The sequence below is a fragment of the Subtercola lobariae genome, assembly GCF_014640255.1.
Taxonomy (GTDB): Bacteria; Actinomycetota; Actinomycetes; order Actinomycetales; family Microbacteriaceae; genus Subtercola; species Subtercola lobariae.
Window position 1 is genome coordinate 419,017 of record NZ_BMGP01000004.1, and the last position, 24,986, is coordinate 444,002.

Sequence of the window (24,986 nt, forward strand, 5' to 3'; positions counted from 1 at the left end):
GATGCTCTTTCTCAGGCCGAGACAGAGGCTGAGGTCGAAACGTGCGCTCCGAGAAATCGCACCATATTCGAGGCGACAGCCTCGAGGTGAGATTCGAGCAGAAAGTGGCCGCCGTCGAGAAGCACGATGTCGGCGTCAGGCAGGTCGGCCGAGAAGGCACGGGCGCCATCGGGACCGAAGATCTCGTCGTTCTCACCCCAGATGGCGAGCAGCGGCACGCCCGCGTTTCGTAAGGCATCGTGCAGCGTCGGGTAGAGCGCTCGGTTGGTGGGGTAGTCGGCGAAGAGGGCCAGCTGCACGGCCGGGTTGCCCGGGCGGTTCACCTGAGTGAAGTCGTGCAACCAGGAATCGGGCGAGACGACCGAGGGGTCGGTCAGGCCGTGGGTGTACTGCCAGCGGATCTTCTCGACGCTCAGTGCATCGAGCAGAATCGCTTCGTCAGCCGAGTTGTGGTCTGCGGCGTAACGCCAGAGCGGCGCCCAGAAGTCGTCGACGAAGCCCTGCTCATAGGCGTTGCCGTTCTGCGAGACGATGGCGGTGACGCGGCTGGGGTCGCGCACGAAGAGCCGCCAGCCCACTGGTGCGCCATAATCTTGCACGTACAGGGCGAACGAGTCGACGCCGAGCTGCTGGAGGAGGCCTTCGGTGACGTCGGTCAGGTGGTCGAAGGTGTACTCGAAGTCGGTGACATCGGGTGCCGCTGAGAGGCCGAACCCGATGTAGTCGGGGGCGATCACGTGGTACTCGGCCGCGAGCAGCGGAATCAGTTCGCGAAACATGTACGACGAGGCCGGAGCGCCGTGCAGCAGCACAACGGTGGGCAGCTGCGGGTCACCCGCTTCGCGGTAGAAGACGTCGAGGCCGTCGACGGTGGTGTGGCGGTGGTGAGTCTGGGCTGACATGAAAACCTCTTTAGGAGTTTTTGTTGGTTAGTGGTTCTGACTGTACGGCCAGTTCTCTAACCTGTCAAGTGCAGTATGCTGGTTAGGCCGACGGCGGCGTGAGTTGGGTGCTGTGCGCCGATTGCGCCGCAGAACCGGGAAGGTCAGGCTCCGGTCATCCGCTCGGCATAAACCGACGGGCTGACACCGAGCCTCGCCAGAAAGAGTCGGCGCAAAGTCGGCGCGCTGCCGAGCCCTGAAAGCTCGGCAGCAGACTGCACGGTGTAGCCGCGCTGCAGAAGTGTTTGTGCTGCTTCGAGGCGAACCGTCTCAACGTATCGGGCCGGTGTCACCGAGAGTTCGTCGGCGAAGAGGCGCGCCAGCTGCCTCGGGCTGACATGGGCGTGCGCGGCCATCGCCGCCACCGAATAGTCGGCCGCGGGGTCGGCCACGATGGCGTCGACGAGGGCACGCAGCGGACGATTCTCGACCGCCGAGAATCGCGAAGCGGCAGAGAACTGCGACGCTCCGCCCGGCCGCTGCACGAAGATCAGCATCTGCCGGGCCACCAGGCGGGCGAGCTCGGGGCCGTAGTCGTCTTCGACGAAGGTGAGCGCCAAGTCGATTCCCGAACCGATTCCGGCCGAGGTCGTAATGGTGCCGTCGCGAACGTAGAGCGCATCGTCTTGAACGTCGACAGCCGAAAAGCGGGTGCGAAACAGCTCCAGGCGCGTGAAGTGGGTGGTGGCTTTGCGGTGGTTCAGCAAACCGATCTCTGCGAGCAGAAACGATCCGGTGCAGACCGAGGCGACCCGACTCGAGACAGCGGTGAGGTGATCGACCGAGTTGACCAGCGACGAGGCGAATGGATGCTCGACCATGCCATAAGCCCCCGGCACGATCACCGTGTCAAGGCCGGCCACCTCGGCAGCAGCCGCGCCGACGCGCAACGTGAGCCCGTTCGACGTGACCGCGTCGGCGCCATCGGGCGAAACGAGCACCGTCTCGTACGCGGCACCGAACGTATTGGCGTGTGAGAACACGTCGGCGGGCCCAGCAACATCGATCATGGTGACGTTGTGGTGGGCGAGAATCGCCACTCGTCTGGTTGCACGACCGTCTTCAGGCACCTCGTGAGCCTACCCTTGGTGCATGGATCTCGTCGTGTCGCCCGCTCTGACGATTCCGTCGTCTGAGTTCGCGTGGCGGTTCTCACGCTCCTCGGGGCCTGGGGGCCAGCATGTCAACACCTCTGACAGCCGGGTTGAGCTGATCTGGAATGTGGCCGGTTCGGCCGCGCTCTCTGAAAGTCAGCGCGCGATTCTCCTGTCGCGGCTCGCTCGCCGGCTGGTCGACGGCTCCCTCACCGTAACGGCCTCAGAGCGCCGGTCGCAGCTACGCAATCGTGAGACCGCGCTGGCCCGCCTGGCCGAAATCGTCTCTGTCGCGCTGGCTCCGGATGCCGCCCCACGCCGCCCGACAAAAGCAACGCGCGGGTCAAAGCTCCGACGCCTCGCCGCAAAAACCCAGCGCTCAGAGACGAAGCAACAGCGCCGCCGCCCGCCACAAGACTGAAATGCGTTGGAACGTCGCCCGCAGGGTGGGTCTTCGGCTTTGGGTATGCTCGCGAACATGGAATACCCGGCCCTTCTGACACCCAACGGCTCTGCGCAGCATGGTGAGTTCCGATTCCCGGTCGTCACCGTCAGTCTGAAGAAGTGGGCCGGTGAAACCCTGGGCAATACCTTCGGCGGCAAGGGGGTCGTCGATCACGAAGGCGAACCGATGTTCGCAGAACTCGCGATACAGCGGCTGGCTGTCGCAAGCGGGTGGAACGCCCGCTGGGTCGAGACCTACGGGGCCAAGGCGGCGATGCCTTATTTTTTCGAAGAGTGGGCTCCCGCGTCGATCAGCGCCCAAACCAACTCCCCCGTGAAAACCCCGGTTCAGGAGGAGCTGATCAGAAACATCATGACCATCAACGGCGGGCATTCCGGGTTTTGGGATGCCCTCGCCTGGCACGGCAATGAAACCGTCTTCTACGAGGCGAAACTCCGCAAACACGACCGCCTCAATAAGAACCAGTACAAATGGGTGCGATCTGCTCTCGAAGCGGGTCTCAGCATCGACCAGTTCGTGCTCTTCGACTGGCAATACGCGGTTTGAGCGCGAGACTCAAACGCCGCCAATGGGAATCCGGCGGTGTGATCAACGAAACCGCTGGGCAATGCTCGGTACCGCGATTGCCGGCGCTCGGCCGCAGACTCTGGCCAGCAGCTCGTGATAGCCGCGACTGGTGCTGACACTCTGGAAGGTGCGGTGACGGTCGCGCTCGGCTGACCGCGCCTCGACGCAGCCGCGACCCCAGAGGCGGTGACCTGGAAGGTACGAACGACAGCCGTGCTAGATCAGCAAGTGCGAGCCGCGGCGAAAGCTCGCGGAGTCACGATCTCGCAACTCGTGCGCGACGCGGTCGCGAGCTACGTGCACGCCAGCTGACCTGGCCGCTGCCCGGTTGTCGTGCACAGGTGCGGGGCCACTGGCCATAAGCAACGGCAGAAAGGGGGTCGACCGACATGCCGTGGCGGCGAGGTCTCGATGCCTGGTGAGACGCTACGCGACGAGATTGAAGACCACAGCCGCAATTAAAAGGATTTGTACGACAAGCGTTCGATTGCCGATTTTCCCGCCCAGCAAAGTTCTCGGCCATTCGACCCGCCGAACATGATCTCCCACTCGACCGTGCCTCTTGTGGGATGGACGACGCGACAGCCCCTCGCTATCGACCGCGCCCACTGACAGGCGCCACTCGGTGTGATGGCCTGCGGGCGAATGTCGGACGTTCGTGTAATGATGTCGGTATGGTCCCCACCCTGGAAGTGCTCACGATCCCTGAGATCAGCACTCGCATAGCTGAGCTGGAGGCGCGCGCGGGCGCATCTGCCGACCAACTACGTCGTCGCGCTGATCAGTATGAGCTTTCTCAGGAGGGGCAATCCATTCTCCGCAAGCTCGAAGATCTCAACTATCTGCAGGAGCATGCCGGACGCTGACGCCAGCGAGCAACCTGACGCAGACCTCCAGGAGAGAGTCTTTGACTTCATGTTGGAGATCATGGAAATGCTCGCGGCGGTCATACCGAACGGGCTGGTCGGGCTGGAAAGCACACTAGTTCGCGCTCGGGGCGGAGGCTTTGCGGTTACGGTCGAGCCAAGCGAGGAGCTCGGGTTGCGCCTCGATATCGACGGCATAGAGGCGTTCCGGCTGATCGTTCAGTATCGGCTGGTACTGAGCCCAGTTAGCCAAATCATGTCGGTCGATCACTCAACCTTCAAGATCAACGTACGCGGCTCAACCCGCCCTCTCTTTTCTGTTGATTATGTTCGCAACAGCGGAAGCGCTGTTCCGTCAGCACACATGAATGTCCACGCCGAGCGAAACGACATGACGGCAGCTCTGGCCGCGACTGGGGGGCGGCGGCGCGGCAAGATTTACCAAAAGCGGGTGGCCAACGGCGATGTTCCGCGACTGGGCGACGTGCATTTTCCGGTTGGCGGCCATCGCTTTCGCCCCTGTTTAGAAGACGTACTTGAAATGATGATTATCGAGTTCGGTATCGACACCCTCGATGGAGCGGGAAGCGCCATACGCGAAGGCCGAGGGCGCTGGCGTGTGAGACAACTTGCCGCGGCGGTGTGCGACGATCCGACGACCGCGGCCGCGGAGCTCGAGCGCATAGGTTTCGACGTGATTCCGCGAGATGGAACAGCGTTCGCCGCGCGCCTTGACCGGATCACCGCGATCTAACCCGACGAATTCTGTCACCAAGTGCGGTGTGACGCGCCGAATCCCCAAGTTCGTTCGGCCGCGAGTCTTTTCGTGCTGCGCAAAAAACACCTGGCACGATCTGAGCGGCTTCTGGCACGAATGCGGGGGTTCGGCGGGCATGCCCGCGGTGAGGCTTGACGTTGCATCCACTGTCACCACGACAGCCAGCGCACACAACGCGCAGGTGCACGCCGATCTGAAGGAAAACCCCTATGACGAAACTTGTAACACCGAAGGCGATGGACGCCATCTGGTCTTCGGCTCGCTTGTGACGATGCCGCTGCGAGGCGAAGACACCGCCGGGCAGCTGGCCGTGCTCGAGCACAACGGAGAACGCGGCTACAGCGCCCCGATGCATCGGCACACGTTCGACGATGAGACGTTTGTGGTGCTCGACACGAAATACGGAATCGAGATCGTCGGCCCGCCCCCCACGCTCGATTCACTCACCACCAATTAGACTCCACAACACTCACCAGAAAGACACACCATGTCGACCCTCGTCATTGTCGGGCATCCCGACCTCACCACCTCACGCATGAGCGCCGCGCTCTGTGCCGCGGCCCGATCCGTGCCCGGCACGAGCATCCGCGTGCTCTCAGATGTGTCGACAGACGGCAGGTTCGACGTTCACGCCGAACAGCAGGCCCTCACCGAGGCGAGCGACATCGTTCTGCTCTACCCCACCTATTGGTACTCGACGCCCGGCCAGCTCAAACGCTGGATGGACGAGGTCTTCACCCGCGGCTGGGCCTACGGAACAGGCGGCGCCGGGGCACTCGTCGGCAAGACGCTGCGCATCGTCACCACGACCGGCGGCGCCGAAGATGCCTACCAACCCGGCCGACTGCACAGCTTCGAATACGACGCCATTCTCGCCCCCCTCAAGGCAACGGCACACCGGCTCGGGATGCTCTGGGCCGAACCCCTCGTGATCCACGCCGCCCGCGACGTGACCGACGAGCAACTCACAGGCCTCGAAGACGACGTGCGTGATCTCTTGGATTCGTCGTACCAAGCACTCTCCGCATGAAACCTCCGCGATCGCCCCGAGCCGAACTACCCATCCGGCACGCTCGGAGCCCTCGTTTCGCCACCACGAAGACGCTGACCCGACTGATTGCCGTTGTCGCGGCGGTCGTTCTGGTCAGCGGGGCTTCACTCGGGGCCATCGCGGTGAACAGCCTCGCCAGCCAAGTGACGGCGAACTCGGTCGACATCTCGGGCGGCACCGGGCAAGCCATCCCGCACGTGGGAGCGTTCGCAGGTGGTTTCAACGTGCTCATCGTGGGTACCGACAACGATGCGAATCAGGGTGACGCCTTCGGCGAGCGCGATGCGACGCTCGACGACGTGAACATTCTGCTGCACGTTTCGGCAGATCAGAACGGCGGCGTGGTGGTCAGCTTTCCGCGTGACTTGATCGTCGATCATCCACAGTGCACCGACCCGGTCAGTGGCCAGGAGTTCGCCGCGACCTACAAGCAGCCGCTGAACACCGGATTCGAGCGTGGCGGGCTGGCCTGCATCAAGTCGACGCTCGAGAAGCTCACCGGGCTTGAGATTCCGTATGCCGGGCTGATCTCGTTCAACGGCGTCATTGCGATGACCGACGCCGTGGGCGGGGTGCCGGTGTGCTTGAACGAAGCCGTCGACGACTCGAATTCGGGCCTCGACCTGCCGGCTGGCATCAGCACCGTTTCGGGAGCCACGGCACTGCAGTTTCTGCGCACCCGCGACAGCATCGGCGACGGCAGCGACCTCGCGCGCATCTCGTCGCAGCAGCAGTACCTCTCGTCGCTCGTTCGCACCCTGAAGAGCGCGAATACGCTGACCGATGTGACGAAGCTCTACGCCCTCGCCCAGGCCGCGGCGACGAACATCAAGCTGTCGACCTCGCTGGCCAGCATCGACGCGATGGTGTCACTGGCCCTCGCACTGAAAGACGTCGACCTGAATCAGCTGGTCTTCGTGCAATACCCGGGAACCACAGGTGACGCAGATTACCCGGGCAAGGTCGTGCCGTCGACGGATGTTGCAGACGAGCTCTTCGCGAAGATCACGTCAGACCAGCCGTTCTCGTTGGGCGCCGATTCGACCGGGCCAGGCACCTCGGTAGCAACGAGCGACACGCCCACGCCCACGTCGAGCGCGGCGGATGGCAGCGGCGGAGCATCAACCGACGCAGCCGCCCCGGGCGACGCCTCGACCGACGCAGCTACGCCGGGCGACACCCCGACCGTCATCAACGGGGTCACAGGCCAGACCGCAGCCGAGCAGACCTGCACGAACGGGTTCGGAGACTGATGCCGATGGCTACCGCCGACCCGCGCCTCCCGTCACGCGCCTGCGTGCTGCCGCTCTCGTGACGCCCGACGCTGCGGCCGCCCCCGAACCGCGCTACCGCCGCCGCGATCATCGGCTCGATCTTCCGCGCAACCCCCGACCGACGAGCGACCCGACTCTGCGGCTCGTCGACGTCACGATCGAATACCCGTCGGCCGACTCAGACGCAGGCCCCATCACCATAGTGTCGAACTTCGGGCTCGACGTGCTGCCGGGCGTCATGCACTGCCTCGCCGGCCGCAGCGGCTCGGGCAAGACCAGCCTGCTGAAGGTGGCGGCCGGTCTCATCCGGCCGACCTCGGGCGACGTGTTCTGGCGCGGCGACGCGATCACGAAGCTGAGCGACGACGCCATCTCGACGCGCCGCCGCGGGTACGTGGGGTACCTCGATCAGGGCGGCGTTCTCGTGTCGGGGCTCTCGGCGCTCGAGAACGTGCTGCTGCCAGCCGTTCCCACCAAACAGACGAAGTCACTTCTCCCCCGGGCGACCGACCTACTCGAGAGCCTCGGCGTCGCTTCCCGTTCGGGCAGCAGACCCGAAAAGCTCTCGGGCGGCGAGCGGCAGCGCGTCGCCCTCGCACGCGCTTTGCTGCTGTCTCCGGCCATCCTGATGGTCGACGAACCCACCGCCAGCCTCGACAGGCGCAGCGCCGACACGGTGATCGACCTTCTCCGATCAGTGACGAGCGACGGAACCAGCGTGCTCGTTTCAGCCCACGACCCTCACCTCATCGCCGCAGCCGACTCTCGAACAGAGCTGGCATGAGCCGCGCCGCCCGAAAGCAGAGCAGCGCGACGCGGCGCGATCACAGGCGCACGAGGCAGGAGCAACGCCGCACCGGCCGGGTTGCCGCCGGCCCGGTACGCATGTGGCGCAACCGTCTCACGCTGATGGCCGCAGGCATGGTGGGCCTCGTCATCGTGGCGAGCGCGGGAATGCAGAACACCTCAGCCGTCGTGCTGCAGTCGACCCTCGACGCCCACTGGCGCGGCCAGTACGACATTCTGGTCACCGCCCCCACAGCAACCGACCCGGCCATCCCGGCGTCGGGCAGCACGGTGGTTCCGGATGCCCTGACCATCGATCAGGGCCGAAACACTCTCACGGCCGAGCAGCTGGCGAGCATCCGTTCGATCGCGGGCGTCGACGTTGCAGCGCCTATCGGGCAGCTCGCCATTCCGGCCGCTCAGGTGGTGCAACCCGTGTACCTGAACGTGCCGCTCGACGCCCCGGGCACTGCGCCAGCGCCTCAGGCCTATGCCATCACCTCGACGTTGACTACGACCGACGGGCTGTCACAGACAGCTAATTCGAACACCGACTACGTGATCATCGACCAGTCTCAGTGGCAGGGTTATGCGGCGGAATCGACCGATCGTTACCTCCCTTCAGGCACCGTTCGGTTGCGTGCACTCTCAAGCTCGGGGGCCGGCGCGATGGGCGATGAGGTCGACCCGCAGACCTCTTTCGACTACACCTTCGGCGACGTTCTGCCGAAAACAGACCCAAGTGGCCAAGGCGTCGTGCGATTGCCTGTCAGCGTTCCGGCCGCTCAGAACGCCATCGTCACTCTCGTCGACCCGGTCGCCGAGAAGCAGTTGTTGGGCGACTCTGCCGGCTCGTTTCTCGACCCGCTGATCGCCAGTTCGTCGATCATCAATCGGGCATCGAACGGGGGAAGCCCCGTGGCTGCCCAGCTGAACCCCGACGACAGTCTCACAACGCTGCAAGACAAGGGGGTGCTTTCGAACGTGTCACCGGTGCTCGTTCGAAGCGACACCATGCCCGTGGCGCACCTCGACCTCACGGCTACCCCGTTGACGATTGCCGGCGCAGATCTCGAGACCCCGCTGAAGGAGACGTTCAGCACCACCGATGCGGCAACGGCGGAGGCGCCCGAGGCACCGTTTCCTTCCGATCAGCTGAAGGCCGCGGCATCCACCCCGCAAGCATCGCCGGTCACGCTCTATTCGGGCGACGCCGGGCCAGAACTCTCGCCCTTCTCGACCAACGGGCTGCTCGTGAACTGGCCCGGTTACAACCCGCCGGCGTTGCCGTGGTACACGAAGTTCGCCGAATTCGCGCCGGGCTCTTCGGGCATCGACGGCATTTCGACGAAGGCCATCACCGCGCCGACCTTCGGGAGCGACCAAGCCAGCGGCACAGCGACGATTGGTGCCCAGGGGTACGCCGACCCCTTTCAGTTCGCCACGCTCGACCCTGCGCTGAACCGCGGCCAGCACACCGACGAAAACCCGCCCACCAGCACCGTGACCGACCCCCGCGATGAAGCGCAGTACTTCTCGCTCACTGCTCCCAACCTCACCATTGACGCCAAGACCAGGGCTTTCACGAAGACGCCCTGGCCTGTCGGTACGTTCTCGGGGGCCGACGTTGCCGAGCAGGCAGACCCGGTGAGCGCGGTGCCGCTGGGGTATACGGAGGCGGCTCCCGCGGTGGTGACGTCGCCGAGCGGGGCGCCGATTTCGGGCGCGGCAGCTGCGGCCCCGGCTTCGTTTTCAGGGCTCGGCATCAATCCGAATGCTGCAACGGCGCTCGCCGACATCGCCAATGCCCCCACCTGGGGGGTCGACAGCCCCATCGCATCGGTGCGCGTGCGGGTGGGCGGCATCACGGGGTTCACCGACGAGGCGGTGCAGAAGGTGCTGCACGTCGCCGAGGCGATTCGTGCGCTCGGTCTGCGGGCGACGGTCGTTTCGGGGTCTTCGCCCCAGAATGTGCCCGTGGATGTTCTGGGGTACGCGAGCCCGCCGAGCCCGCCGAGCCCGTCTGCGAGCCTGCCCCAGCTGCCCAGCGTCGGTGACGGCGCGGTCATCACGGCATCCTGGCCCTCGCTGGGCGCGGCGGCCTCGGCTCAGTCGGGGGTGAGCGCGTCGGCACTGCTCACGCTCGTGCTCGCCATCGCCGCGAGCACGGTGCTCTTCGCGACCGTAATGTTCGCGTCGATCGCGGGCAGGCGAGAACAATCGGGTGTGCTTCGACAGCTCGGCTTCACCAGTCGACGGCGGTTTCGTTTCTTCATCAGCGAAGACGCCGCGACGGTGGTGCTGCTGGCGCTGCTCGCGGGCGCGGCGGTCGCTTTCTCGTCAGTGCCTCAGCTGGTCGAGGTGACCGCGGGCGCGAGCGTCGGTATCGCGCTGCTCGTGAGCGTGGCGGTGGCGATTGCGGCAGTCGTTCGCCCGCGCGCCGAGCGAGCGCGCGCCGTGAACACACGCGCCGATCGGCCGCGTCGCCCAGACGCTCGCGCTTCGATGGTGGGGTCGATCGGCGGTTTCGCCGTGCGACAGGCGGCGACTCGCAAACTCAGCACGGTGACGAATCTGCTCGCCACCCTTTTCGTGGGAGTCGCCGCCGGTCTCGCCGTGATCACGTTCGCTCGAAGTCAGCACACGGCGGGTAGCTCCCGAGTCGCCGCCCTCACGCTCACCCAGGGCGCGGTGATCGAAGGCGCCCTGCTGCTCATGACGGCGGTCGCAGCCCTTGCGCTCATCGGAGTGTCTCGGCGCAGAGAACGGGAGCAGAACGCTCAGGTCGACACCGCGATGCTCGCCGCCGGGTGGACGCGCCGCGACCTCTCGAAGGCTTGGCGCCTCAGCACGGCCGCCGCCGCGATTCCTGGTGCGGTTCTCGCTTGCGCCGTAACGGCGTCGCTTGCCGCGGGCCAGGTGCCTGCGCCGGCCCTCGCCCTCGCGGTTGCGCTCACGCTCGGCGGGTCACTCGCGGCCTACCTCGCGGCTGCTCGCCACTAGCCCGGCACGGTACATCCCGCACCGGGGTTGCGCCACTCGACGTTGCACCATCCACCCCTCGCACGCCGCCCGTCAGGCAGCGGTGACGTCGTGTCGTCGCTGAAGGTGTTACCAATCGAACCGGCGGGTGCTATGGATTGTCCGTAGGGAGCAAGAACACTCAACCCATTCACCAACCGAGGAGCCCAGAAATGTCAATCGTGCACACCGTCGACGAAGCCGACGCCACCGGCGACGTCGCCAAGCTCTACGCAGAAGACCTCGACGACATCGGTTACGTGCCGAGCCACACCAAGGTCATGGCGCTGAACCCTGAGGCCGTTCGCGCCTGGGAGCAGCTCATGCGCACCATCGCGATTCCGCTCGGCAAACGCCGGTACGAGCTCGTCACCCTGGCCGCCGCACGCGGTCTGCAGTCCAAGCATTGCCTGCTGGCCCACGGTAAGAAATCGCTCGAACTCTTCGACGAACCCGAGCTGATTCGCATCGCATCGAACTACGACGAGGCCGGCCTCAGCGCGGCGGAGGTCGAGATGATGCACTTCGCCGAGAAACTCAGCACCGCGGCATCCACCATGACCGATGCCGACAGCCAGCGCCTGGCAGACGCTGGCTTCTCAGACCTCGACATCGTCAACATCACTCTCGCGGCAGCTGCGCGCAACTACTACAGCCGCGCGATTCAGGCGCTGGCGGTCGAGGTGGATGTTCCGGCCGACCTCAGTGCGCCCCTGAAGCGCGCCTTGCTCGGCTGACCCAAAGGGCCCGGAATCGGTGTCTTCATACCTCGACGCTAGCGATCACCGAGCACGCCGCGCGGATCGTGACAGGCCAGGTGGGGCTGCGATGGCGCGCTCAGGGCCAGGCCGTAAACTGTGCACGGCACATGCGTTCGTGCCCATGCCACCACGCAGGCCACCCCGAGAGACCAGGCCGAGAAGAGATGATCGAAGAACCGGCGACGAGCACCGCCCGCCGAACCGAGGTCGATGCTCGGCGTGCCGGCGAGGTCGAGCGGCGCCCGGGCGGCGAACTCGCTCGACCCGGTGCGCGGCCGGCAGGCCCTCTTGCCGTGTACGACACGGTCACCGAAGGGATGCTCGGGTGGCAGTTTCTGCGCACAAGGCGCTGGTTGGCCTTCATCTCCGCCGCGATTCTGTTTGCCATCGCCTGCTTTTTTCTTTCGCAGTGGCAATTCGATCGTGGGCAGCAGGCTGAGGCCGACAACCGCGTAGTCGCCGCCAACTGGGCCGCCTCGCCTGTGCCTCTCGAGCAGGCGCTGCCGGCTTTGAGCACGTATGACGTGAGCCAGAACTGGCAGCGCGTCAGCATGAGCGGCGTCTACCGCACCGACGAGCAGCTCGTGGTGCGCAACCGTTCGAACGGGTCAGACAACGGGTTCGAGGTCGTCACTCCCCTGCAGCTGAGCGACGGGTCGATTTTTCTGGTCGATCGCGGCTGGGTGGCGCCGTCGCCCACCGACCCGCTGGCCCCCGCGACGATTCCGTCACCGGCGGCGGGAACCGTGAGCGTGCTCGCGCAGCTCAGGCCGAGCGAGGCGTCGAACGGAACGAAGTCTGGCAATCAGGTCAGCTCCATCACGCTGCCACTGCTGCAGCAGACGTTCGGCGCCGACCTCTATACCGGAGCTTACGGAGTGCTCGACAGCGAGACCCCTGCCGCCGAGACACCGCTGCAGAGCATCCAGACCACCATGCCCACCGAAGATGTGGGCACCCATTACTCGTACGCGCTGCAGTGGCTGTTCTTCGCGCTGATCGGCTTTTTCGCCCTGGGCCTCGGCATGCGCAACGAACACCGTCGCCTGAACTCAGACGACCCCGACGAACAGCTGCGCGCGGCCGAGCGAGTGCGCAAACGGGCAACGAAGGCGTTCACCGACGAAGAACTCGAAGACGAAGAGATCGACGGCTTCCTTCCGCTGACGCGCTGGGGCGCCCCCACCGGCAGCGCCCTGCCCCCCGCCGCGGCTCCGCGCGCCGCCCTTCACACCACCCAGCCTCCCGAGCCGACGACGCCACCCATCTTCATCATCGACTCTGCCGACAAGCCCGACGAAGACGACTCGTAACCCACGCCCCACATGTTGAGTTATTATTGCTTTATACACTCTGCCCGGGCACGCGCCAGCCAGAGAGCCTGTGGTGTACTTTTGGTGTAAATATGGTGGAAAAAGAGTTTGGAGGGCGTAGTCTGTTCGAGACAATATCTACGATTGAAGGTCTCATGGCTATCAATACAGACACCTCGAGCGCTCACACGAGGTCGCTCAAGCTTGATATCCGAGAGATCACGCGGCGACTCAACGGAGCACTTGGCGCAACGCTTGTGGCGTCGCTCGCCGGCAGCAAAGATCTGAAACTTCCCTACCGGTGGGCGAAAGCCGAGGGCCCCACTCCGAAAGATGAAGCGACGAGACGACTGCAGTTCGCCTATGAGCAGTGGACGAGACTTGCCGAAGCAGAAGGAGAGCACGTCGCGCGTGCGTGGTTCATCGGTGCTAACCCGTGGCTTGGCTACGAGACTCCGGTGACCGCGATTCGCGAAGATCGCTTCACAGAAGCCGGAACCGCCGCGCAGGCGGTCATTGACGATACGTTTTCGGGTTGACGACCCTCTGCTCACTGACCGGATTAGAACTCGTCGAATCGCCGCATCACAAGACGTACCGAATCGCCCGAACCTCCTTCGGGCCATTGTCGCCGCGGCCCCGCTTACCAGATGACGACGACCAGGTCGACGTTTCGGGCTGGGGGCGGTTCGACGCAATCGGGCGCACTATGTATTCGAGCGACGACAGAGCAACCGCATTCATGGAGCTTCTCGCCCCTTATCGCACCGAAATCAATGGCGCCCGACGCGCACTGCAGGCAGACGCCGACGCAATGGGCATCCCACTCGACGATTTCTGGTTGATGATCGTCAACGATTGGGACCAAGCCGGCACGATGCGAGCACGATGGCTGCCCAAGGCGTGGCGTGAAGGCCGAGCTGTTTACCACATCGAGTACCCGGATGGATGGTGGGTCGACCTGACGTCGACCCATTCGATGGCTGCCCTGTCGACGCATCTGGAGAATGAACTTGCACAGATTGGGGTGATCGGCGGCCTCACGGTCGCTCATCTCTCCGGTGACGATCGGAGAATCACGACCACGATTGCGGAGTGGTTGAGAAACACCGTGAGGCTCTTCGATGGAACGAGCCCACTCGGGGTGCGATTCGCCTCGAAGCATGGGCACCCCGCAGGCGGCACCGGAGCATGTTGGGCTTACTGGATGAGAGCAACAGACGCCGGGCTGAGCGAGCCTGTAGCGGTCGTTGGTGAAGCGTCAATCGATGAGGGCGACACCGATCTCGAAACCGCCCAGAGGTTCTGCAAGGTTCGAACGCGATGACTGCGGGGGCACGTGGAGAGCACGTCGCGCGTGCGTGGTTCATCGGTGCCAACCCGTGGCTCGGCTACGAGACTCCGGTGACCGCGAGTCGCGAAAGATCATTGTCGCCGCGGCCCCGCTACTTCTTGCGGTACGCGCTGAGATCGGCTGAGTGGATGGCCGACGCATCTGAGATGAGCCGGTAGTTGTAGGCCGCGCAGTCACCGAACGTGGCAACGCTCACCTTGGTGCGCGAGCGTTCGAGTTCGCCCTTTGATGGCCCGTCTGAACCGATTCCGGCCCGGTGGGCCATCCATTCGATGTCGTGGGCTTCGTCGGAGAGGTAGTGCATGACGGCTTCGTTGTCGCGGTGCTGGCCGATGAAACCTCGAGCGACCGTGTTTCTGATCAGCCAGATGACCGGAGACAGCCGTCGGTTGGGCGCGGCGCTGAGGCCGCCCGCCTGATAGAGAAAACGGGTGACGCCTTGGCGTCGCATGGCCGGAATCAGTGTGCGCACGAATGCGGTATTGACCTTCTGCGTCTTCTGCAGCGGGGCGTCGCCGATCATGCACACCACTGCATCGACGCCGCTGAGGAGGGCATCGAGGAGGGCGTCGAGATCGGGGTTGTCGGTGATCGAGCCCTGGTGAACCTCGAGGTTCGGGTCGGTGATGTCGAGCTTTTTCGGAGTGCGAACCAAGGCCCTCACTCGATGGCCGTCGTTCAGCGCGAGTGTAGTGAAATGTCTGCCCGTCTGGCCGGTGGCGCCGAACACAAGAAAAGTTTTCTGGGGGCTCATTGCGCCCTTTCTGCTGCTGAGTTGATGCACAAAGCGAGTGCTTCGAATCGAGTGATGACACGCAGTGCCATCATAGTCATGACGCCAAACCGTGTCAGCGTGGGGGCGTCCTGCGAGCATCCACTTAAATCGGCCTGATTTTCGTAAATTCATTGACATAACGCGAATCTCATGATGCTCTAGAGATGGATCTGACGCACCGCAGCGCCAGAAGAGGGAACGACGAACGATGGCTTGTATCTCAACCGCACTCATTGTCGGCGGCAGCATCGCAGGCATGAATGCCGCGATCGCTCTGGCTCGAGCAGGCGTCACGGTCGACGTCGTCGAACTCAGCGAAGAACCGCTCGGCGCCTCGCTGGCGTTCTCGGGTCGGGCAGCCATGGCCCTGGTCGAACTGGGCATCTACGACGAGGTTCGGCGCACCGGCAGGCCGGCCGAAGAGGGCAACACGGCCTCGTCTATTCGGCACCCCGTCACGGGCGAGATCGTCAACCCGGGCCCCCAGCGCCCGTCATGGCCGGGAGCGGTTGACGCCGTCGGCGTTTACCGACCCGAATTTCTCTCTGTCGCCCAGACCGAGGCCGAGAAACTCGGAGTGCGGGTGCGCAAGGGCCTCAGTTACGACACCTTCGTCGACGACGAGAATGGCGTGTCGGTCACCTTCACGAACGGTGAAACTGGCCGTTACGATCTGCTGGTGGGGGCAGACGGCATCAACTCCAAGATTCGTGACCTGATCTTCGACGACGCCCCGAAGCCGGCCTACGCCGGTCAGCTCAGCATCAGATGGATGGCCCCTGGGCCGGCCGTCGACGGCGAAGGCTGGTATGCATCGCCGGTCGGTCGGCTGGGCTTCTACTACCTGCCTCAAGGCCTGGTCTACATTCCAGCCGTGTTCGACAGGCCCGAGCGAGGTCGTCTGAGCGACGATGAAGTTCGCGCGCTCTTCACAGAGCTTCTCGACTCGATGCCGGCGCCGGCCATCGCAGAGCTGCGCGGCCGCCTCACCGACGACTCAGAGCTCATCGGCCGGCCCTTCGACTGGATTCTGCTGCCCGACCCCTGGTACTCGGGCCACGTGGTGCTCATCGGAGATGCCGCGCACGCAACGAGTGCGCATATGGGCATGGGAGGCGGAATGGCCGTCGAAGACGCCGTCGTGCTGGGCCAGTGCATCGACGCCGCAGCGACACTCGATGAGGCGCTAGACACCTTCATGAAGCGTCGCTTCGAGCGGGTGAAACTCGTCGTCGAGACCAGCGTGCGGCTCGGCCAGCTCGAACAAGAAAAGGCCGACCCTGCCGAGAACATGGCGCTGATGTCGCGCGCGTTCGGCACGCTGGGTCAGCCGTACTGATCTGAACGGTTCGGCGGTGCACAGTTCGGCGGTGCACAGTTCGGCGCCGCGCAGCTCGAACCATCGTCGAGACAAGATCTGGCATGATCGAGCCCGAGATGGTTTTTCCGGCAGGCACTGCTTCGCATCGGCGAACGGATGCACGGCTGCAGTTCGGCGTCGGCCTGCCGGGAATCGAGCGCATGGAGGCATCGTTCGCTCGTGGCGGCTTCGCTCCGCACCGGCATGACCGATACGCCATCGGAGTCACGCTTTCGGGGGTTCAGAGCTTTCAGTACCGCGGAGCCCAGCATGCGGGCTTACCCGGCGAAGGTCATATTCTGCACCCCGACGAAGTTCACGATGGCGTGGCAGGCACCGAGGCCGGGCTTCGATACCGCATTCTCTACATCGACCCGGCTCTCATTCGGCAGGCCATCGACGGCCGCGACCTGCCCTTTGTCGCAGAGCCGGTCATGCCCCGCGCAACGGTGAGCCCCACGCTGCTCGCCAGCCTTCGCGATCTGAACCAGCCCTTGACCGAACTCGAGAGAGTCGACCTGATCACGTCGCTCGCAGATACTGTGCAAAAGGGTGCGGGTCGCGCCCCCCGAGCGCCCGGCCAGAGGGTGGCCGACGCGGTGTCGGCCGTTCGAGACCTCATCATGAGTGAACCGGCCAGACAGCATTCGGCCGCCGAACTCGAAACGATCACCGGGCTTTCCCGATGGGAGGTCGCTCGCCAGTTTCGGGCCGCATTCGGAACCAGCCCCACGAGGTTTCGCAGCATGCGTCGGCAACCCGGTAGAACTGAAGCATGACAGTTGGTTTTATCGGGTTGGGCATCATGGGCGAGCCGATGGCCCGCAACCTCGCTCGGGCAGGCACAGACCTGATCGTCTGGAATCGTTCACCCGAGAAAGCTGAGCACCTTCGCGAAGCGGGCGCGCGCGTGGCCCCCGAGGTTGCTGCGGTCTTCGCCGAGGCGCGCATCGTCATTCTGATGCTTCTGCACGAGGCGGCGGTCGATGCCGTGCTCGGGCGGCACACGGCAGAGCTGGCCAAGCTGGTCGAAGGGCGAATCATCGTGCAGATGGGAACACTGTCGCCCGAATACTCGCGCGCACTCGAAACAGACATTCGGGCATCCGGTGGCCGCTATGTCGAAGCGCCGGTGTCGGGCTCTCGCGTGCCCGCCGAGTCTGGGCAACTGGTGGCCATGCTCGCGGGCGAGCCCGAAGCCATAGCCGAGGTAACCCGACTGCTGGCGCCGATGTGTCACGAACGCGTGCTGTGCGGTGCCGTGCCCGGCGCCCTTCTGACGAAGCTGTCGGTCAACATTTTTCTCATCACTATGGTCACCGGGCTGGTTGAAGCATTTCATTTCGCCGCACGACACGGGCTCGACGTGTCTACCGTGATCGATGTGCTGAATTCGGGGCCGATGGCGAGCAACCTCTCGGTGATGAAACTGGCGAAGCTTCAGACGTCAGATTTCGACGCCCAAGCCTCGATCGTCGACGTGCTGAAGAACAACCGCTTGATCGCCGAGGCCGCCCGGTCAGCCGGAGTCGCGTCCCCACTCTTAGACGTGTGCCACGCGCTCTTCGCCGAGACCCTCGAACTCGGCCACGGCAGCGCTGACATGATCGCGGTTCTTCGCGCCATCGAGGCGCACGACGTTAGCGGTCATGTCAGCGCAGCTGGCTGATCAGATGCGGCGATCAGTGTGCAACAGTGAATCGTTCGCGCTGGTGAGTAGGAAGTTCGATCTCGTCGACGAACGCCACGGCGAAATCGGCGACCGAGATTGCTGCGGGAGTTTCGCCCGACGACATGACGACGTCTCCGCCTACTCGGTAGTGGCCGGTGGTGTCGGCCGGAGCAAAGCGCCCGAACCCGCGCGGCGGGCTCAGCACGAACCAATCGAGTTCGGGATCGCTTGAGCGCAGTGCCTGCAGAACGGCATCGCTCGCCTCCGAGTAGGGGCGAAACTCTGCCGGGAAGTACGGCGACTCGTGCGCTTTCGGCCCCTCGGCAGAGAGCAGAAGCGTGCCTGCACCGCCAACAACCCCGAGACGTGCCCCGTGTTCTTGTGCGAGATTCGCGATGTCTGCGTTCACGCGCACGAATTCGCCGTCGAGGTCGCCGCTCGGCGCCAACGACACCACCACGACGTCAGCTCCGGTCACGGCCCGTTCGAGATCGGAGTGGTCGCGCGCAGAGCCCGTGATGGAGGTGACTCCGGCCACCGGCTCTTCGGGCGCGCTGCGGCTGAACACCGTCACTTCATGTCCGCGGCTCGCCGCTTCGGTCGCAATAGCTGTGCCGGCGTAGCCGGTTCCACCGAGAATGACGATGCGGGTCATCGGGTCGCCTCCGTAGCGAGTGGTGTGCCTGAGGTCGCCGCGCGCTGCAGATAGGCAGCGCGCACTGCCGGAATCAGCGCCTTCGAGGCTTCAAAGTCTGCCTTCTCCGCGCGAAGCTTCAGCAGTTCGCCCCCTCTGCTCTGTGGCGGTATCTCCGCTCCGCGCGCCGTGATCAGCACGTGGAAGTGCGGAAAGGCTTCACCGAACATCAACATATAGGTGGCCTCGGCTCCCGTTGCCGTGGTCACCGCAGCCACCAGGTCTTGGGCACGGCGGCCGAACGTTGCGAGCTCGTCGTCGTTCAGGCCGGTGATCTTCTCGGCGTGCCGACGAGCCCGCAAGAAGTACCACCCGGGTACGTCGTAGCCCGGCACGATCGATGCGGCCCAGAGGTCGTCGGCGAAAACCTGAGTCGAGGCGTCTGCGCTCTCAAGTTCGCAGATCAGGCAAGTGTCAGCCATGAGCAGTGTCCTACTTTCTATCGCGCGCAGTGCGCGGTGTATTGGTGAAACGTGTGGGTAGAAGTTCTCACAGCATCGGCGTGATCTGGCCGTCACGGGCCAGCAACGCAGTACCGTACATCTCGAGGCTGACCGCCGGAACGATGTAGGCATGCCGCCCGGCGACCGCCGAGTCACGCCACATGCGCTGAATGACGTTGTTCTCGGCGAAGCTTGCGGCTCCGTGCGCGAACAGCAGCAGGTTGATCGCCTTCGTGACGTTCTCAACAGCCCAGCCGGCGTCGGCTCGTGCGCGTGAGCGAATCAGCTCATCGGGAAAGGTACCCTCGCGAGCGGCCGTGTCGATAGCATCGGCCGACCGGTAGAGGTGAAACTCCGCCGTGTCGAGCAACATCGCGGCTTCGGCGATCTGGTGCCGAAAAACAGCGGAGTCGGCCTGCGTCGGGTAGAAAGTGAACGTCAGCGGCTTGGTTGCCGCCTTCGTGCTCACGATTTCGAGAACTTTGCGCCCCATGCCGAGCTGCGGGGCGGCCACGCCGAGAGCGAGCAACGGAGTGAACGCGGTGCGATAGAGCGTTTCTTCGGTGTGCTCGGTGGCGACTTCGCCGAGCCAGGCCTTCGGAGCCGAGATGATTCGGTGATCGGGCACGAAAACGTCTTTCGCAATGAGGCAGTTCGAGCCCGACGAGCGCATACCAGCGACGTACCAGGTCTCTTCGAACCCCAGGTCGGTGCGCGGAATCAGCGCCAGACCGTGGTCGAGCGTTTCACCGGCGGCGTTGACCACCGGAAACCCGAGAACGGCCCAGTCAGCGTGCCATGACCCTGAGTTGTAGAACCAGCGCCCGGTGACCAGGTAGCCGCCGTCGACCTTCACCGACTGCGACGTCGGCGAGACGACGCCCGAGACACGGGCACCGGGGTTTTCGGCCCACACGTCGTCTTGTGCCCGCTCGGGGAACAGCGCGGCCATCCAGTTGCACTGATTGATGAGCGTGACCACCCAGGCTGTGCCACCGTCGGCCTCGGCGACTGCCGAGAACACGTCGAGCTGGGTACGCACCGATGACTCGTAGCCGCCGTAACGCTTCGGCTGGGTGAGCTTGAAGATGCCCGCGTCGGCGAGAGCGACGATGGCCTCTTCAGCGACCCTGCGATCTTGTTCGCCTTGCGGCGCGTTGCGGGCCAGCAGCGGCTGCAGTTCGCGAACCCGACGAACGAGCTCTTCGCTCGTCGGGCTCAGGATGCTCGCCGAGCTTTCGCTGCTCGACGGGGTCTTCGTGGCGGGTGCGCCACTGACCGAACCCTCGGTGATTGCGGTAGACATTGTGCGATTCCTTCCGGTAAGAGATGAGTCAGCGCGAGAGCGCGGCGATGGTGTCGATGATCTCGGGCCGCTGGCGCTTGTCGTAGTGCGAGTGGGTTCCGAAGGTGCGGTAGGCGTAGACGAGCGGCGGCAGTTCGGCGTGACTCGCGTCGACGACATGGCCGATCAGCAGAATGTGATCGCCACCCTCGACAGCGTCGTATACGTCGCATTCCAGCCAACCGGCGGCGCCGGCGAGGCGAGGCAGCCCGTTCTCGAAGTGCCACTCGGTTTGCGCGAACCGGTCGACCTCGCGAGTGGCGAAGAGCCGTGCGAGATCTGCCTGGGCGTGGCCGAGAAGATTGATGCCGAAGCTGCCGGCCACTCGAATGGCCTCGAGCGCCTTCGACGCACGATCGAAGGCGACCGTCACGAGCGGCGGGTCGAGCGAAAGCGAAGCGAACGAACTCACCGTGGTGCCGACGGGCACACCATCGTTCGCGGTGGTGACCACCGTCACGGGCGCGCAGACACCCGCCATCATGTCGCGAAACAGCTGTGCTGAAACGCTTTGTCTGGGTTCCATTGTGATCTTCCTTGATCTCTAGCGGTCGATAGTGGGGCCTGGTGAAGGCGACGCGAACGTCAGACGAGCGCCTCGGTACTGCGCAACTCGAGCTCGTCGACAAGCCGCGCGAGTGCGGCGTGAGCCGATGAGGGCAACTCGACGTAGGGCTTTCGAGCGTGCCACCCTGGCCGGCCGAGCAAGCCCAGAATGGCCTTGTAGACGACGACCCGCGGCACCGAATGCGCGACCGTCAGGCCCATGATGGCGCCCCAGAGCCGCGTGAACTGTTGATACAGATCGCTCGCCCTCGCCAGATCGCCGGCAGCGATGGCGTCATGCAGGCCCCGACACAGCCGCGGCGCGACGTTCTGCAGGTTGTCGAGCTCGGCCTGGGCGCCGACAGCGCCCGAGAACATGAGACGCTGCGTCATCGTGAGCACCGTGGTTCGAGGCGCGAACTGCTGAACGAATTGAGCCACGTTCTGCTGATCGGGGTGGTGTTTGAAAACTCCGACCACCGATGGATACGTGGAGATCACCGTGTCGAGCACAGCCGTCGGAATCTCGAACCCGGTCATGAAGTTGCTCGAGAGCACGATCGGCACCGAAGTCGCCGAGAGTACCTCGTCGTAGAAAGCCTCGAACATCGCTACCGTGGGCACACTCGAGTGGCCGAGCGTGGGCGGGTACAGCTGCACCGCGTCGGCGCCGAGGCCGGCGGCGCGATCGGCGTACTGCACGTTCTGAAGTGCCGTCGGAAACTCGCGGTTGCTGGCAATGACAGGCAGTCGGGCCGCCATGGCGTCAACCGAGACCTCGAGCACCCGAAACAGTTCGGCGTCGCTCATTTGAACGCCCTCGCCCGTAGCGGGGCTGGCGGGTGAGTAACCGATGTTCTCCCGCGCCATCCACTCGATGTGGTCTCGCAGGGCAGCCTCGTCGACGCGCCCATCGCTGTCGAAGGGCGTGAGGCCCATCACGTAGGAGCCGGGTTGTAGCGGCGTCGCTTGCATTTCGAGGTACTCCTAGGGCTTCGGGGGTGGTTCTGGGTTCTAGCTTACGTGATATGTGATAACAGTCAAGAGTGAAAAGCTCTCACGCTTCTGCCGGCCGAAGAGTCGGCCGGCTGCGCTACTGAGTCAGGCGAAGAAAATGGCGGGCGGCTCGGTGCCCCATTCGTCGCCCACGGCAGGGTTCAATGCACTCCACTCCTGCTGAATGTAACCCGCGGCGTCGAGAACGATCTCTTCTTCGGCCGAGTACTCCACGATGTTTCCATCGTGATCGTGAAAGTAGAACGCAACGTTATGACCCGCACCGTGACGCAGCGGACCCCAGAGCACATTCACGTCGCCACTACCCGAAATACGTTCGTACGCGTCGAAGATCGCGAACCGGTCTTTCAGCGTGAACTGGTAGTGATGCAGCCCGTTGTAGGGCCCGGCGACGATGGTGTAGCAGTGGTACAGAGTATGGGCGCGCATGAATGCCACCGCGATACCTTCTTCAGGATGCACGATGCGGGCCGTCACCTTGAGGTCGAGCACATCGACCGCGAAGTCGATCTCGGCCTGCGGGTCGAGAATGCGCGGGGCGGCGTGGTCGAGCGTGATCGGCGTCGGCGCGGGCCTGTTGGGCACAACGATGGCGCCCATCGGATGCTCGACGTTGACCCCGGTCGTCAGGTGAACGTAGTGACCGGCCGGCGACTGCACGCGAAGTGCCGCTGCAGCACGCCAGAGACCACTCGCATCGATGCGCTCGACCGCGACGCCTTTCGACCGCAGCAGCTGTTCGTATTCGTTGAGAACACCCAGATCGCGAACGAGGTACGCGACGTGGTCGATGGTCTTGGCGGCACCCGGAGTGAAAACCAGACTGTACGGGTCGAGCCCCGATGCGGCGAGATAGTGGCGGCCCTCGTCGTCGACGTGCACGAGCCACAGGCCCATGTATTTCACGGCGAAAGCGGCCGCCGCAGCCGGATCTGGGCTGTGCACGGCCAGGTAGCCGGCCCGCTCGATGGTCGAGGGTCTCGAGGTGTGATTCGTCATTGAACATTCCTTACTTCTTGCACGGTAGACATGTCGAGTGCGAATGCTCCGTGCCCGTCTGTCGATCTCGTATCTGATAAGATATAACATCTTGAGGAGCCAGAGAACCACATCTGGCCAAGCGAAGGGGCAACTCATGACGATTCTCGTAACGGCCGCGGGCGGCAATCAGGGCAGATTGCTCGTACCCAAACTTCTGCAGCGCGGCCGATCGGTGCGGGCGAACGTTTTGACCGAGGCATCCGCTGCCCGGCTTCGCGAGCTCGGCGTCGATGACATTGTCGTGGGCGACCTGCGTGATCCCGAGGTTCAGCGTCAAGCGGTTCAGGGTGTCGACAAGATCTATCACGTGGGCGCCACGGGCAGCGACGAGCGCACACTGGGCCTCGGGCTGGTTGATGCTGCTCGCATCGAGGGTGTTTCGCACTTCGTGTTCAGCTCGGTGCTGCACGCCATCATCACCGATCTCAAGCAGCACGAGTACAAGCGCGACATCGAAGAACATCTGCTCTCATCAGACCTCGAGTTCACCATTCTGCAGCCGACGAACTACATGCTGCCGCTGCGGCTTCGACCCGTCTTCGCTCGCGGGGTCTTCGAACTCTCGTGGTCGCTCGACCGAAAGCAGTCACTCGTCGATCTCGACGACGTCACTGATGTGGCCGCCACCGTTCTCACCGACACCGCGCGGCATGCCGGCGCAACCTACGAACTTGCTGCGCCCGGCCGCCTCGATGCGCACGAGCTGTGCGACATCATTTCTCGTGTGCTCGATCGGCCGATCGAGCTGCGCGAGATCACGCCTGAGACGTACGCGAACGCGTGGCTGCGCGACGTCGACCCCGAAACGGCCGAGCATGTGCTGAGCGTGGTGCGCTCGATCAGTGCGCGTTACAGCGCACACGACTTCGTGGGCAACGCGAACGTGCTGACCTGGTTGCTCGGCTGCGAACCGACCTCGTACGAGCAGTTCGTCGAACGTGAATGGAGCGCCTTCCGCGCCGCGCAGACCGTTTCGGCCTGAATCGCACGAACCCCGCAATTCATCGTTATTATATCAAATAACATGAATAGGCAGGAAAGCGATGACGTCGTCTATCAAACCCATTGAGTCTCGCTCGGTGACCGAGCAGGTCACCAACGAGCTTCGGCGATCGATTGTCGCAGGCGACCTGGCTCCTGGGTCGACTTTCTCGTTGCGCAGCATCGCCGATCAACTGCACGTCAGCTTCATTCCGGTGCGAGAGGCGCTTCGCAACCTCGAAGGCGAGGGTCTGGTGATCACGAGACCGGGCCGCAGCGCTCAGGTGACGCCACTCGACCTTGAAGACCTTCGTGCCATTTATCGCCTGCGCGGCAATCTCGAACCCGCACTCGCCCGTGAATCGTGCCTCGTCATCACCGACGCTGAGCTCGATCGCCTTCACGAACAGGCGGTGGAGTATGGCAAGACGCACCATTCCATCCACACAGTCTTCGAAGCGCACCACGCCTTTCATGCCGAAATTCTCGCCCCGGCGGCCACGTCATGGGACCTGCGCGTCTTGAATTCGGTGTGGCGCGCCGCCGAACGATACATCCGCATCGGTTTCGGCAAGCAGAACCCTGGTGAGAATACGCGAATCAAGGGTGAGCATGAGCGACTCATCGAGGTCTTCCGTGGTCGTGACCCAGATGCTGTGGCGGCGGCCGTCTTGAGCCACCTCAAGGAGAACGAACAATCTGCGAGGCTCGCCCTCGTTGATGAACCGCGGGCTGTCGCGCTCGAATTCTGATCGAGCGCTGATCAAGGCCCCGCTTCGCCCAGGAAACACCTATCCGCTTGCAACGTGATATGTGATAACGTTCGAGTGTTCAATACGA

Annotated in this window: 27 protein-coding genes; 18 read left to right on the forward strand and 9 right to left on the reverse strand. The window is 64.1% G+C overall.

The features are described 5' to 3' along the window. Nucleotides 1–11 precede the first annotated feature (11 nt). Entirely contained in the window at nt 12–902 is an 891-nt protein-coding gene (locus IEX24_RS12960) for an alpha/beta fold hydrolase (protein WP_188678938.1), read from the reverse strand. A gap of 143 nt (nt 903–1,045) precedes the next feature. After that, nucleotides 1,046–2,011 carry a GlxA family transcriptional regulator gene (locus IEX24_RS12965; protein ID WP_203586008.1) on the reverse strand — a complete coding sequence of 322 codons (966 nt, stop codon included), beginning with the start codon at nt 2,009–2,011 and terminating at the stop codon, nt 1,046–1,048. A gap of 22 nt (nt 2,012–2,033) precedes the next feature. Here IEX24_RS12965 and arfB point away from each other — a divergent pair, with 22 nt between their 5' ends. The 13 genes from arfB to IEX24_RS13030 all read left to right on the forward strand — a co-directional run bounded on the left by arfB (nt 2,034) and on the right by IEX24_RS13030 (nt 14,245). Then, nucleotides 2,034–2,456 carry an alternative ribosome rescue aminoacyl-tRNA hydrolase ArfB gene (gene arfB, locus IEX24_RS12970; protein ID WP_188678945.1) on the forward strand — a complete coding sequence of 141 codons (423 nt, stop codon included), beginning with the start codon at nt 2,034–2,036 and terminating at the stop codon, nt 2,454–2,456. A 57-nt stretch (nt 2,457–2,513) separates the two neighbouring features. Then, on the forward strand, nt 2,514–3,047 hold the full coding sequence (locus IEX24_RS12975) for a hypothetical protein (RefSeq protein ID WP_188678948.1): 534 nt from the start codon (nt 2,514–2,516) through the stop codon (nt 3,045–3,047). A gap of 695 nt (nt 3,048–3,742) precedes the next feature. Next, the gene (locus IEX24_RS12980; protein ID WP_188678950.1) at nt 3,743–3,934 is read left to right on the forward strand and encodes a hypothetical protein; all 192 of its coding nucleotides are present in this window, start codon (nt 3,743–3,745) and stop codon (nt 3,932–3,934) included. Beyond that, nucleotides 3,921–4,688, forward strand: coding sequence for a hypothetical protein (locus IEX24_RS12985; RefSeq protein WP_188678952.1), 768 nt, complete (start codon nt 3,921–3,923; stop codon nt 4,686–4,688). Before IEX24_RS12980 ends, IEX24_RS12985 begins: the two co-directional genes overlap by 14 nt. Nucleotides 4,689–4,827: 139 nt before the next feature. Continuing rightward, nucleotides 4,828–5,169, forward strand: coding sequence for a cupin domain-containing protein (locus IEX24_RS12990; protein WP_188678954.1), 342 nt, complete (start codon nt 4,828–4,830; stop codon nt 5,167–5,169). A 30-nt stretch (nt 5,170–5,199) separates the two neighbouring features. Then, entirely contained in the window at nt 5,200–5,742 is a 543-nt protein-coding gene (locus tag IEX24_RS12995) for an NAD(P)H-dependent oxidoreductase (RefSeq protein ID WP_188678956.1), read from the forward strand. Next, nucleotides 5,739–7,016: an LCP family protein gene (locus IEX24_RS13000; protein WP_188678958.1), complete on the forward strand. Its 1,278-nt coding sequence runs from the start codon at nt 5,739–5,741 to the stop codon at nt 7,014–7,016. The genes IEX24_RS12995 and IEX24_RS13000 overlap by 4 nt, the downstream gene beginning before the upstream one ends. 58 nt (nt 7,017–7,074) lie before the next feature. Further along, nucleotides 7,075–7,821 (forward strand): ABC transporter ATP-binding protein, encoded by a 747-nt coding sequence (locus IEX24_RS13005; protein WP_188678960.1) that lies wholly within the window; start codon nt 7,075–7,077, stop codon nt 7,819–7,821. After that, nucleotides 7,818–10,826 carry a hypothetical protein gene (locus IEX24_RS13010; RefSeq protein WP_188678962.1) on the forward strand — a complete coding sequence of 1,003 codons (3,009 nt, stop codon included), beginning with the start codon at nt 7,818–7,820 and terminating at the stop codon, nt 10,824–10,826. Before IEX24_RS13005 ends, IEX24_RS13010 begins: the two co-directional genes overlap by 4 nt. Nucleotides 10,827–11,017: 191 nt before the next feature. Continuing rightward, nucleotides 11,018–11,581 (forward strand): carboxymuconolactone decarboxylase family protein, encoded by a 564-nt coding sequence (locus IEX24_RS13015; protein ID WP_188678964.1) that lies wholly within the window; start codon nt 11,018–11,020, stop codon nt 11,579–11,581. Nucleotides 11,582–11,769: 188 nt separating this feature from the next. Then, nucleotides 11,770–12,918: an SURF1 family cytochrome oxidase biogenesis protein gene (locus IEX24_RS13020; RefSeq protein ID WP_229715286.1), complete on the forward strand. Its 1,149-nt coding sequence runs from the start codon at nt 11,770–11,772 to the stop codon at nt 12,916–12,918. A gap of 155 nt (nt 12,919–13,073) precedes the next feature. After that, nucleotides 13,074–13,457 carry a hypothetical protein gene (locus tag IEX24_RS13025; protein WP_188678966.1) on the forward strand — a complete coding sequence of 128 codons (384 nt, stop codon included), beginning with the start codon at nt 13,074–13,076 and terminating at the stop codon, nt 13,455–13,457. Continuing rightward, the gene (locus tag IEX24_RS13030; RefSeq protein ID WP_188678968.1) at nt 13,454–14,245 is read left to right on the forward strand and encodes an RES domain-containing protein; all 792 of its coding nucleotides are present in this window, start codon (nt 13,454–13,456) and stop codon (nt 14,243–14,245) included. The genes IEX24_RS13025 and IEX24_RS13030 overlap by 4 nt, the downstream gene beginning before the upstream one ends. A gap of 118 nt (nt 14,246–14,363) precedes the next feature. On the opposite strand, the gene IEX24_RS13035 is transcribed toward IEX24_RS13030, so the two are convergent. Beyond that, nucleotides 14,364–15,026, reverse strand: coding sequence for an NAD(P)-dependent oxidoreductase (locus IEX24_RS13035; protein WP_188678970.1), 663 nt, complete (start codon nt 15,024–15,026; stop codon nt 14,364–14,366). A gap of 229 nt (nt 15,027–15,255) precedes the next feature. Between IEX24_RS13035 and IEX24_RS13040 the strand changes: the two genes are divergently transcribed. The 3 genes from IEX24_RS13040 (at nt 15,256) to IEX24_RS13050 (ending at nt 18,076) form a co-directional block, all read left to right on the forward strand. Continuing rightward, complete coding sequence (locus IEX24_RS13040) at nt 15,256–16,386, forward strand: FAD-dependent monooxygenase (protein WP_188678972.1); 1,131 nt, start codon at nt 15,256–15,258, stop codon at nt 16,384–16,386. Nucleotides 16,387–16,469: 83 nt separating this feature from the next. Continuing rightward, a complete protein-coding gene (locus IEX24_RS13045) occupies nt 16,470–17,186 on the forward strand; it encodes an AraC family ligand binding domain-containing protein (RefSeq protein WP_188678974.1) in 717 nt (238 codons plus the stop codon). Further along, entirely contained in the window at nt 17,183–18,076 is an 894-nt protein-coding gene (locus tag IEX24_RS13050; protein ID WP_188678976.1) for an NAD(P)-dependent oxidoreductase, read from the forward strand. Before IEX24_RS13045 ends, IEX24_RS13050 begins: the two co-directional genes overlap by 4 nt. A gap of 13 nt (nt 18,077–18,089) precedes the next feature. On the opposite strand, the gene IEX24_RS13055 is transcribed toward IEX24_RS13050, so the two are convergent. The 6 genes from IEX24_RS13055 to IEX24_RS13080 form a co-directional block, all read right to left on the reverse strand. After that, complete coding sequence (locus IEX24_RS13055; protein WP_188678978.1) at nt 18,090–18,734, reverse strand: NAD(P)-dependent oxidoreductase; 645 nt, start codon at nt 18,732–18,734, stop codon at nt 18,090–18,092. Then, entirely contained in the window at nt 18,731–19,195 is a 465-nt protein-coding gene (locus tag IEX24_RS13060; protein WP_203586009.1) for an HIT family protein, read from the reverse strand. Before IEX24_RS13060 ends, IEX24_RS13055 begins: the two co-directional genes overlap by 4 nt. A 67-nt stretch (nt 19,196–19,262) precedes the next feature. Beyond that, the gene (locus IEX24_RS13065; protein WP_188678980.1) at nt 19,263–20,522 is read right to left on the reverse strand and encodes an acyl-CoA dehydrogenase family protein; all 1,260 of its coding nucleotides are present in this window, start codon (nt 20,520–20,522) and stop codon (nt 19,263–19,265) included. Between the two features lie 28 nt (nt 20,523–20,550). Further along, entirely contained in the window at nt 20,551–21,087 is a 537-nt protein-coding gene (locus IEX24_RS13070; protein WP_188678982.1) for a flavin reductase family protein, read from the reverse strand. Between the two features lie 59 nt (nt 21,088–21,146). Continuing rightward, nucleotides 21,147–22,082 (reverse strand): dihydrodipicolinate synthase family protein, encoded by a 936-nt coding sequence (locus tag IEX24_RS13075; RefSeq protein ID WP_188678984.1) that lies wholly within the window; start codon nt 22,080–22,082, stop codon nt 21,147–21,149. A 126-nt stretch (nt 22,083–22,208) separates the two neighbouring features. After that, the gene (locus tag IEX24_RS13080; RefSeq protein ID WP_188678986.1) at nt 22,209–23,123 is read right to left on the reverse strand and encodes a VOC family protein; all 915 of its coding nucleotides are present in this window, start codon (nt 23,121–23,123) and stop codon (nt 22,209–22,211) included. A 136-nt stretch (nt 23,124–23,259) separates the two neighbouring features. On the opposite strand from IEX24_RS13080, the gene IEX24_RS13085 reads away from it, so the two are divergent. Both IEX24_RS13085 and IEX24_RS13090 read left to right on the forward strand, forming a co-directional pair. Beyond that, nucleotides 23,260–24,147: an NmrA family NAD(P)-binding protein gene (locus tag IEX24_RS13085; protein ID WP_188678988.1), complete on the forward strand. Its 888-nt coding sequence runs from the start codon at nt 23,260–23,262 to the stop codon at nt 24,145–24,147. A 61-nt stretch (nt 24,148–24,208) separates the two neighbouring features. Continuing rightward, nucleotides 24,209–24,898, forward strand: coding sequence for a GntR family transcriptional regulator (locus tag IEX24_RS13090; RefSeq protein WP_229715287.1), 690 nt, complete (start codon nt 24,209–24,211; stop codon nt 24,896–24,898). The last annotated feature ends 88 nt before the right edge of the window (nt 24,899–24,986 follow it).

Bases quoted from the DNA above. Each gene is read 5' to 3' on its own strand.
- IEX24_RS12980 (WP_188678950.1), top strand. From the start codon at position 3,743: ATGGTCCCCACCCTGGAAGTGCTCACGATCCCTGAGATCAGCACTCGC.
- IEX24_RS13015 (WP_188678964.1), top strand. From the start codon at position 11,018: ATGTCAATCGTGCACACCGTCGACGAAGCCGACGCCACCGGCGACGTC.
- IEX24_RS13070 (WP_188678982.1), bottom strand. From the start codon at position 21,087: ATGGAACCCAGACAAAGCGTTTCAGCACAGCTGTTTCGCGACATGATG.
- IEX24_RS13065 (WP_188678980.1), bottom strand. From the start codon at position 20,522: ATGTCTACCGCAATCACCGAGGGTTCGGTCAGTGGCGCACCCGCCACG.
- IEX24_RS13050 (WP_188678976.1), top strand. From the start codon at position 17,183: ATGACAGTTGGTTTTATCGGGTTGGGCATCATGGGCGAGCCGATGGCC.
- IEX24_RS13025 (WP_188678966.1), top strand. From the start codon at position 13,074: ATGGCTATCAATACAGACACCTCGAGCGCTCACACGAGGTCGCTCAAG.
- IEX24_RS13040 (WP_188678972.1), top strand. From the start codon at position 15,256: ATGGCTTGTATCTCAACCGCACTCATTGTCGGCGGCAGCATCGCAGGC.
- IEX24_RS13010 (WP_188678962.1), top strand. From the start codon at position 7,818: ATGAGCCGCGCCGCCCGAAAGCAGAGCAGCGCGACGCGGCGCGATCAC.
- IEX24_RS12990 (WP_188678954.1), top strand. From the start codon at position 4,828: ATGCCCGCGGTGAGGCTTGACGTTGCATCCACTGTCACCACGACAGCC.
- arfB (WP_188678945.1), top strand. From the start codon at position 2,034: ATGGATCTCGTCGTGTCGCCCGCTCTGACGATTCCGTCGTCTGAGTTC.
- IEX24_RS13020 (WP_229715286.1), top strand. From the start codon at position 11,770: ATGATCGAAGAACCGGCGACGAGCACCGCCCGCCGAACCGAGGTCGAT.
- IEX24_RS13035 (WP_188678970.1), bottom strand. From the start codon at position 15,026: ATGAGCCCCCAGAAAACTTTTCTTGTGTTCGGCGCCACCGGCCAGACG.
- IEX24_RS13080 (WP_188678986.1), bottom strand. From the start codon at position 23,123: ATGACGAATCACACCTCGAGACCCTCGACCATCGAGCGGGCCGGCTAC.
- IEX24_RS12995 (WP_188678956.1), top strand. From the start codon at position 5,200: ATGTCGACCCTCGTCATTGTCGGGCATCCCGACCTCACCACCTCACGC.
- IEX24_RS12985 (WP_188678952.1), top strand. From the start codon at position 3,921: ATGCCGGACGCTGACGCCAGCGAGCAACCTGACGCAGACCTCCAGGAG.
- IEX24_RS12960 (WP_188678938.1), bottom strand. From the start codon at position 902: ATGTCAGCCCAGACTCACCACCGCCACACCACCGTCGACGGCCTCGAC.
- IEX24_RS13075 (WP_188678984.1), bottom strand. From the start codon at position 22,082: ATGCAAGCGACGCCGCTACAACCCGGCTCCTACGTGATGGGCCTCACG.
- IEX24_RS13045 (WP_188678974.1), top strand. From the start codon at position 16,470: ATGATCGAGCCCGAGATGGTTTTTCCGGCAGGCACTGCTTCGCATCGG.
- IEX24_RS13060 (WP_203586009.1), bottom strand. From the start codon at position 19,195: ATGGCTGACACTTGCCTGATCTGCGAACTTGAGAGCGCAGACGCCTCG.
- IEX24_RS13055 (WP_188678978.1), bottom strand. From the start codon at position 18,734: ATGACCCGCATCGTCATTCTCGGTGGAACCGGCTACGCCGGCACAGCT.
- IEX24_RS13000 (WP_188678958.1), top strand. From the start codon at position 5,739: ATGAAACCTCCGCGATCGCCCCGAGCCGAACTACCCATCCGGCACGCT.
- IEX24_RS12975 (WP_188678948.1), top strand. From the start codon at position 2,514: ATGGAATACCCGGCCCTTCTGACACCCAACGGCTCTGCGCAGCATGGT.
- IEX24_RS13085 (WP_188678988.1), top strand. From the start codon at position 23,260: ATGACGATTCTCGTAACGGCCGCGGGCGGCAATCAGGGCAGATTGCTC.
- IEX24_RS13090 (WP_229715287.1), top strand. From the start codon at position 24,209: ATGACGTCGTCTATCAAACCCATTGAGTCTCGCTCGGTGACCGAGCAG.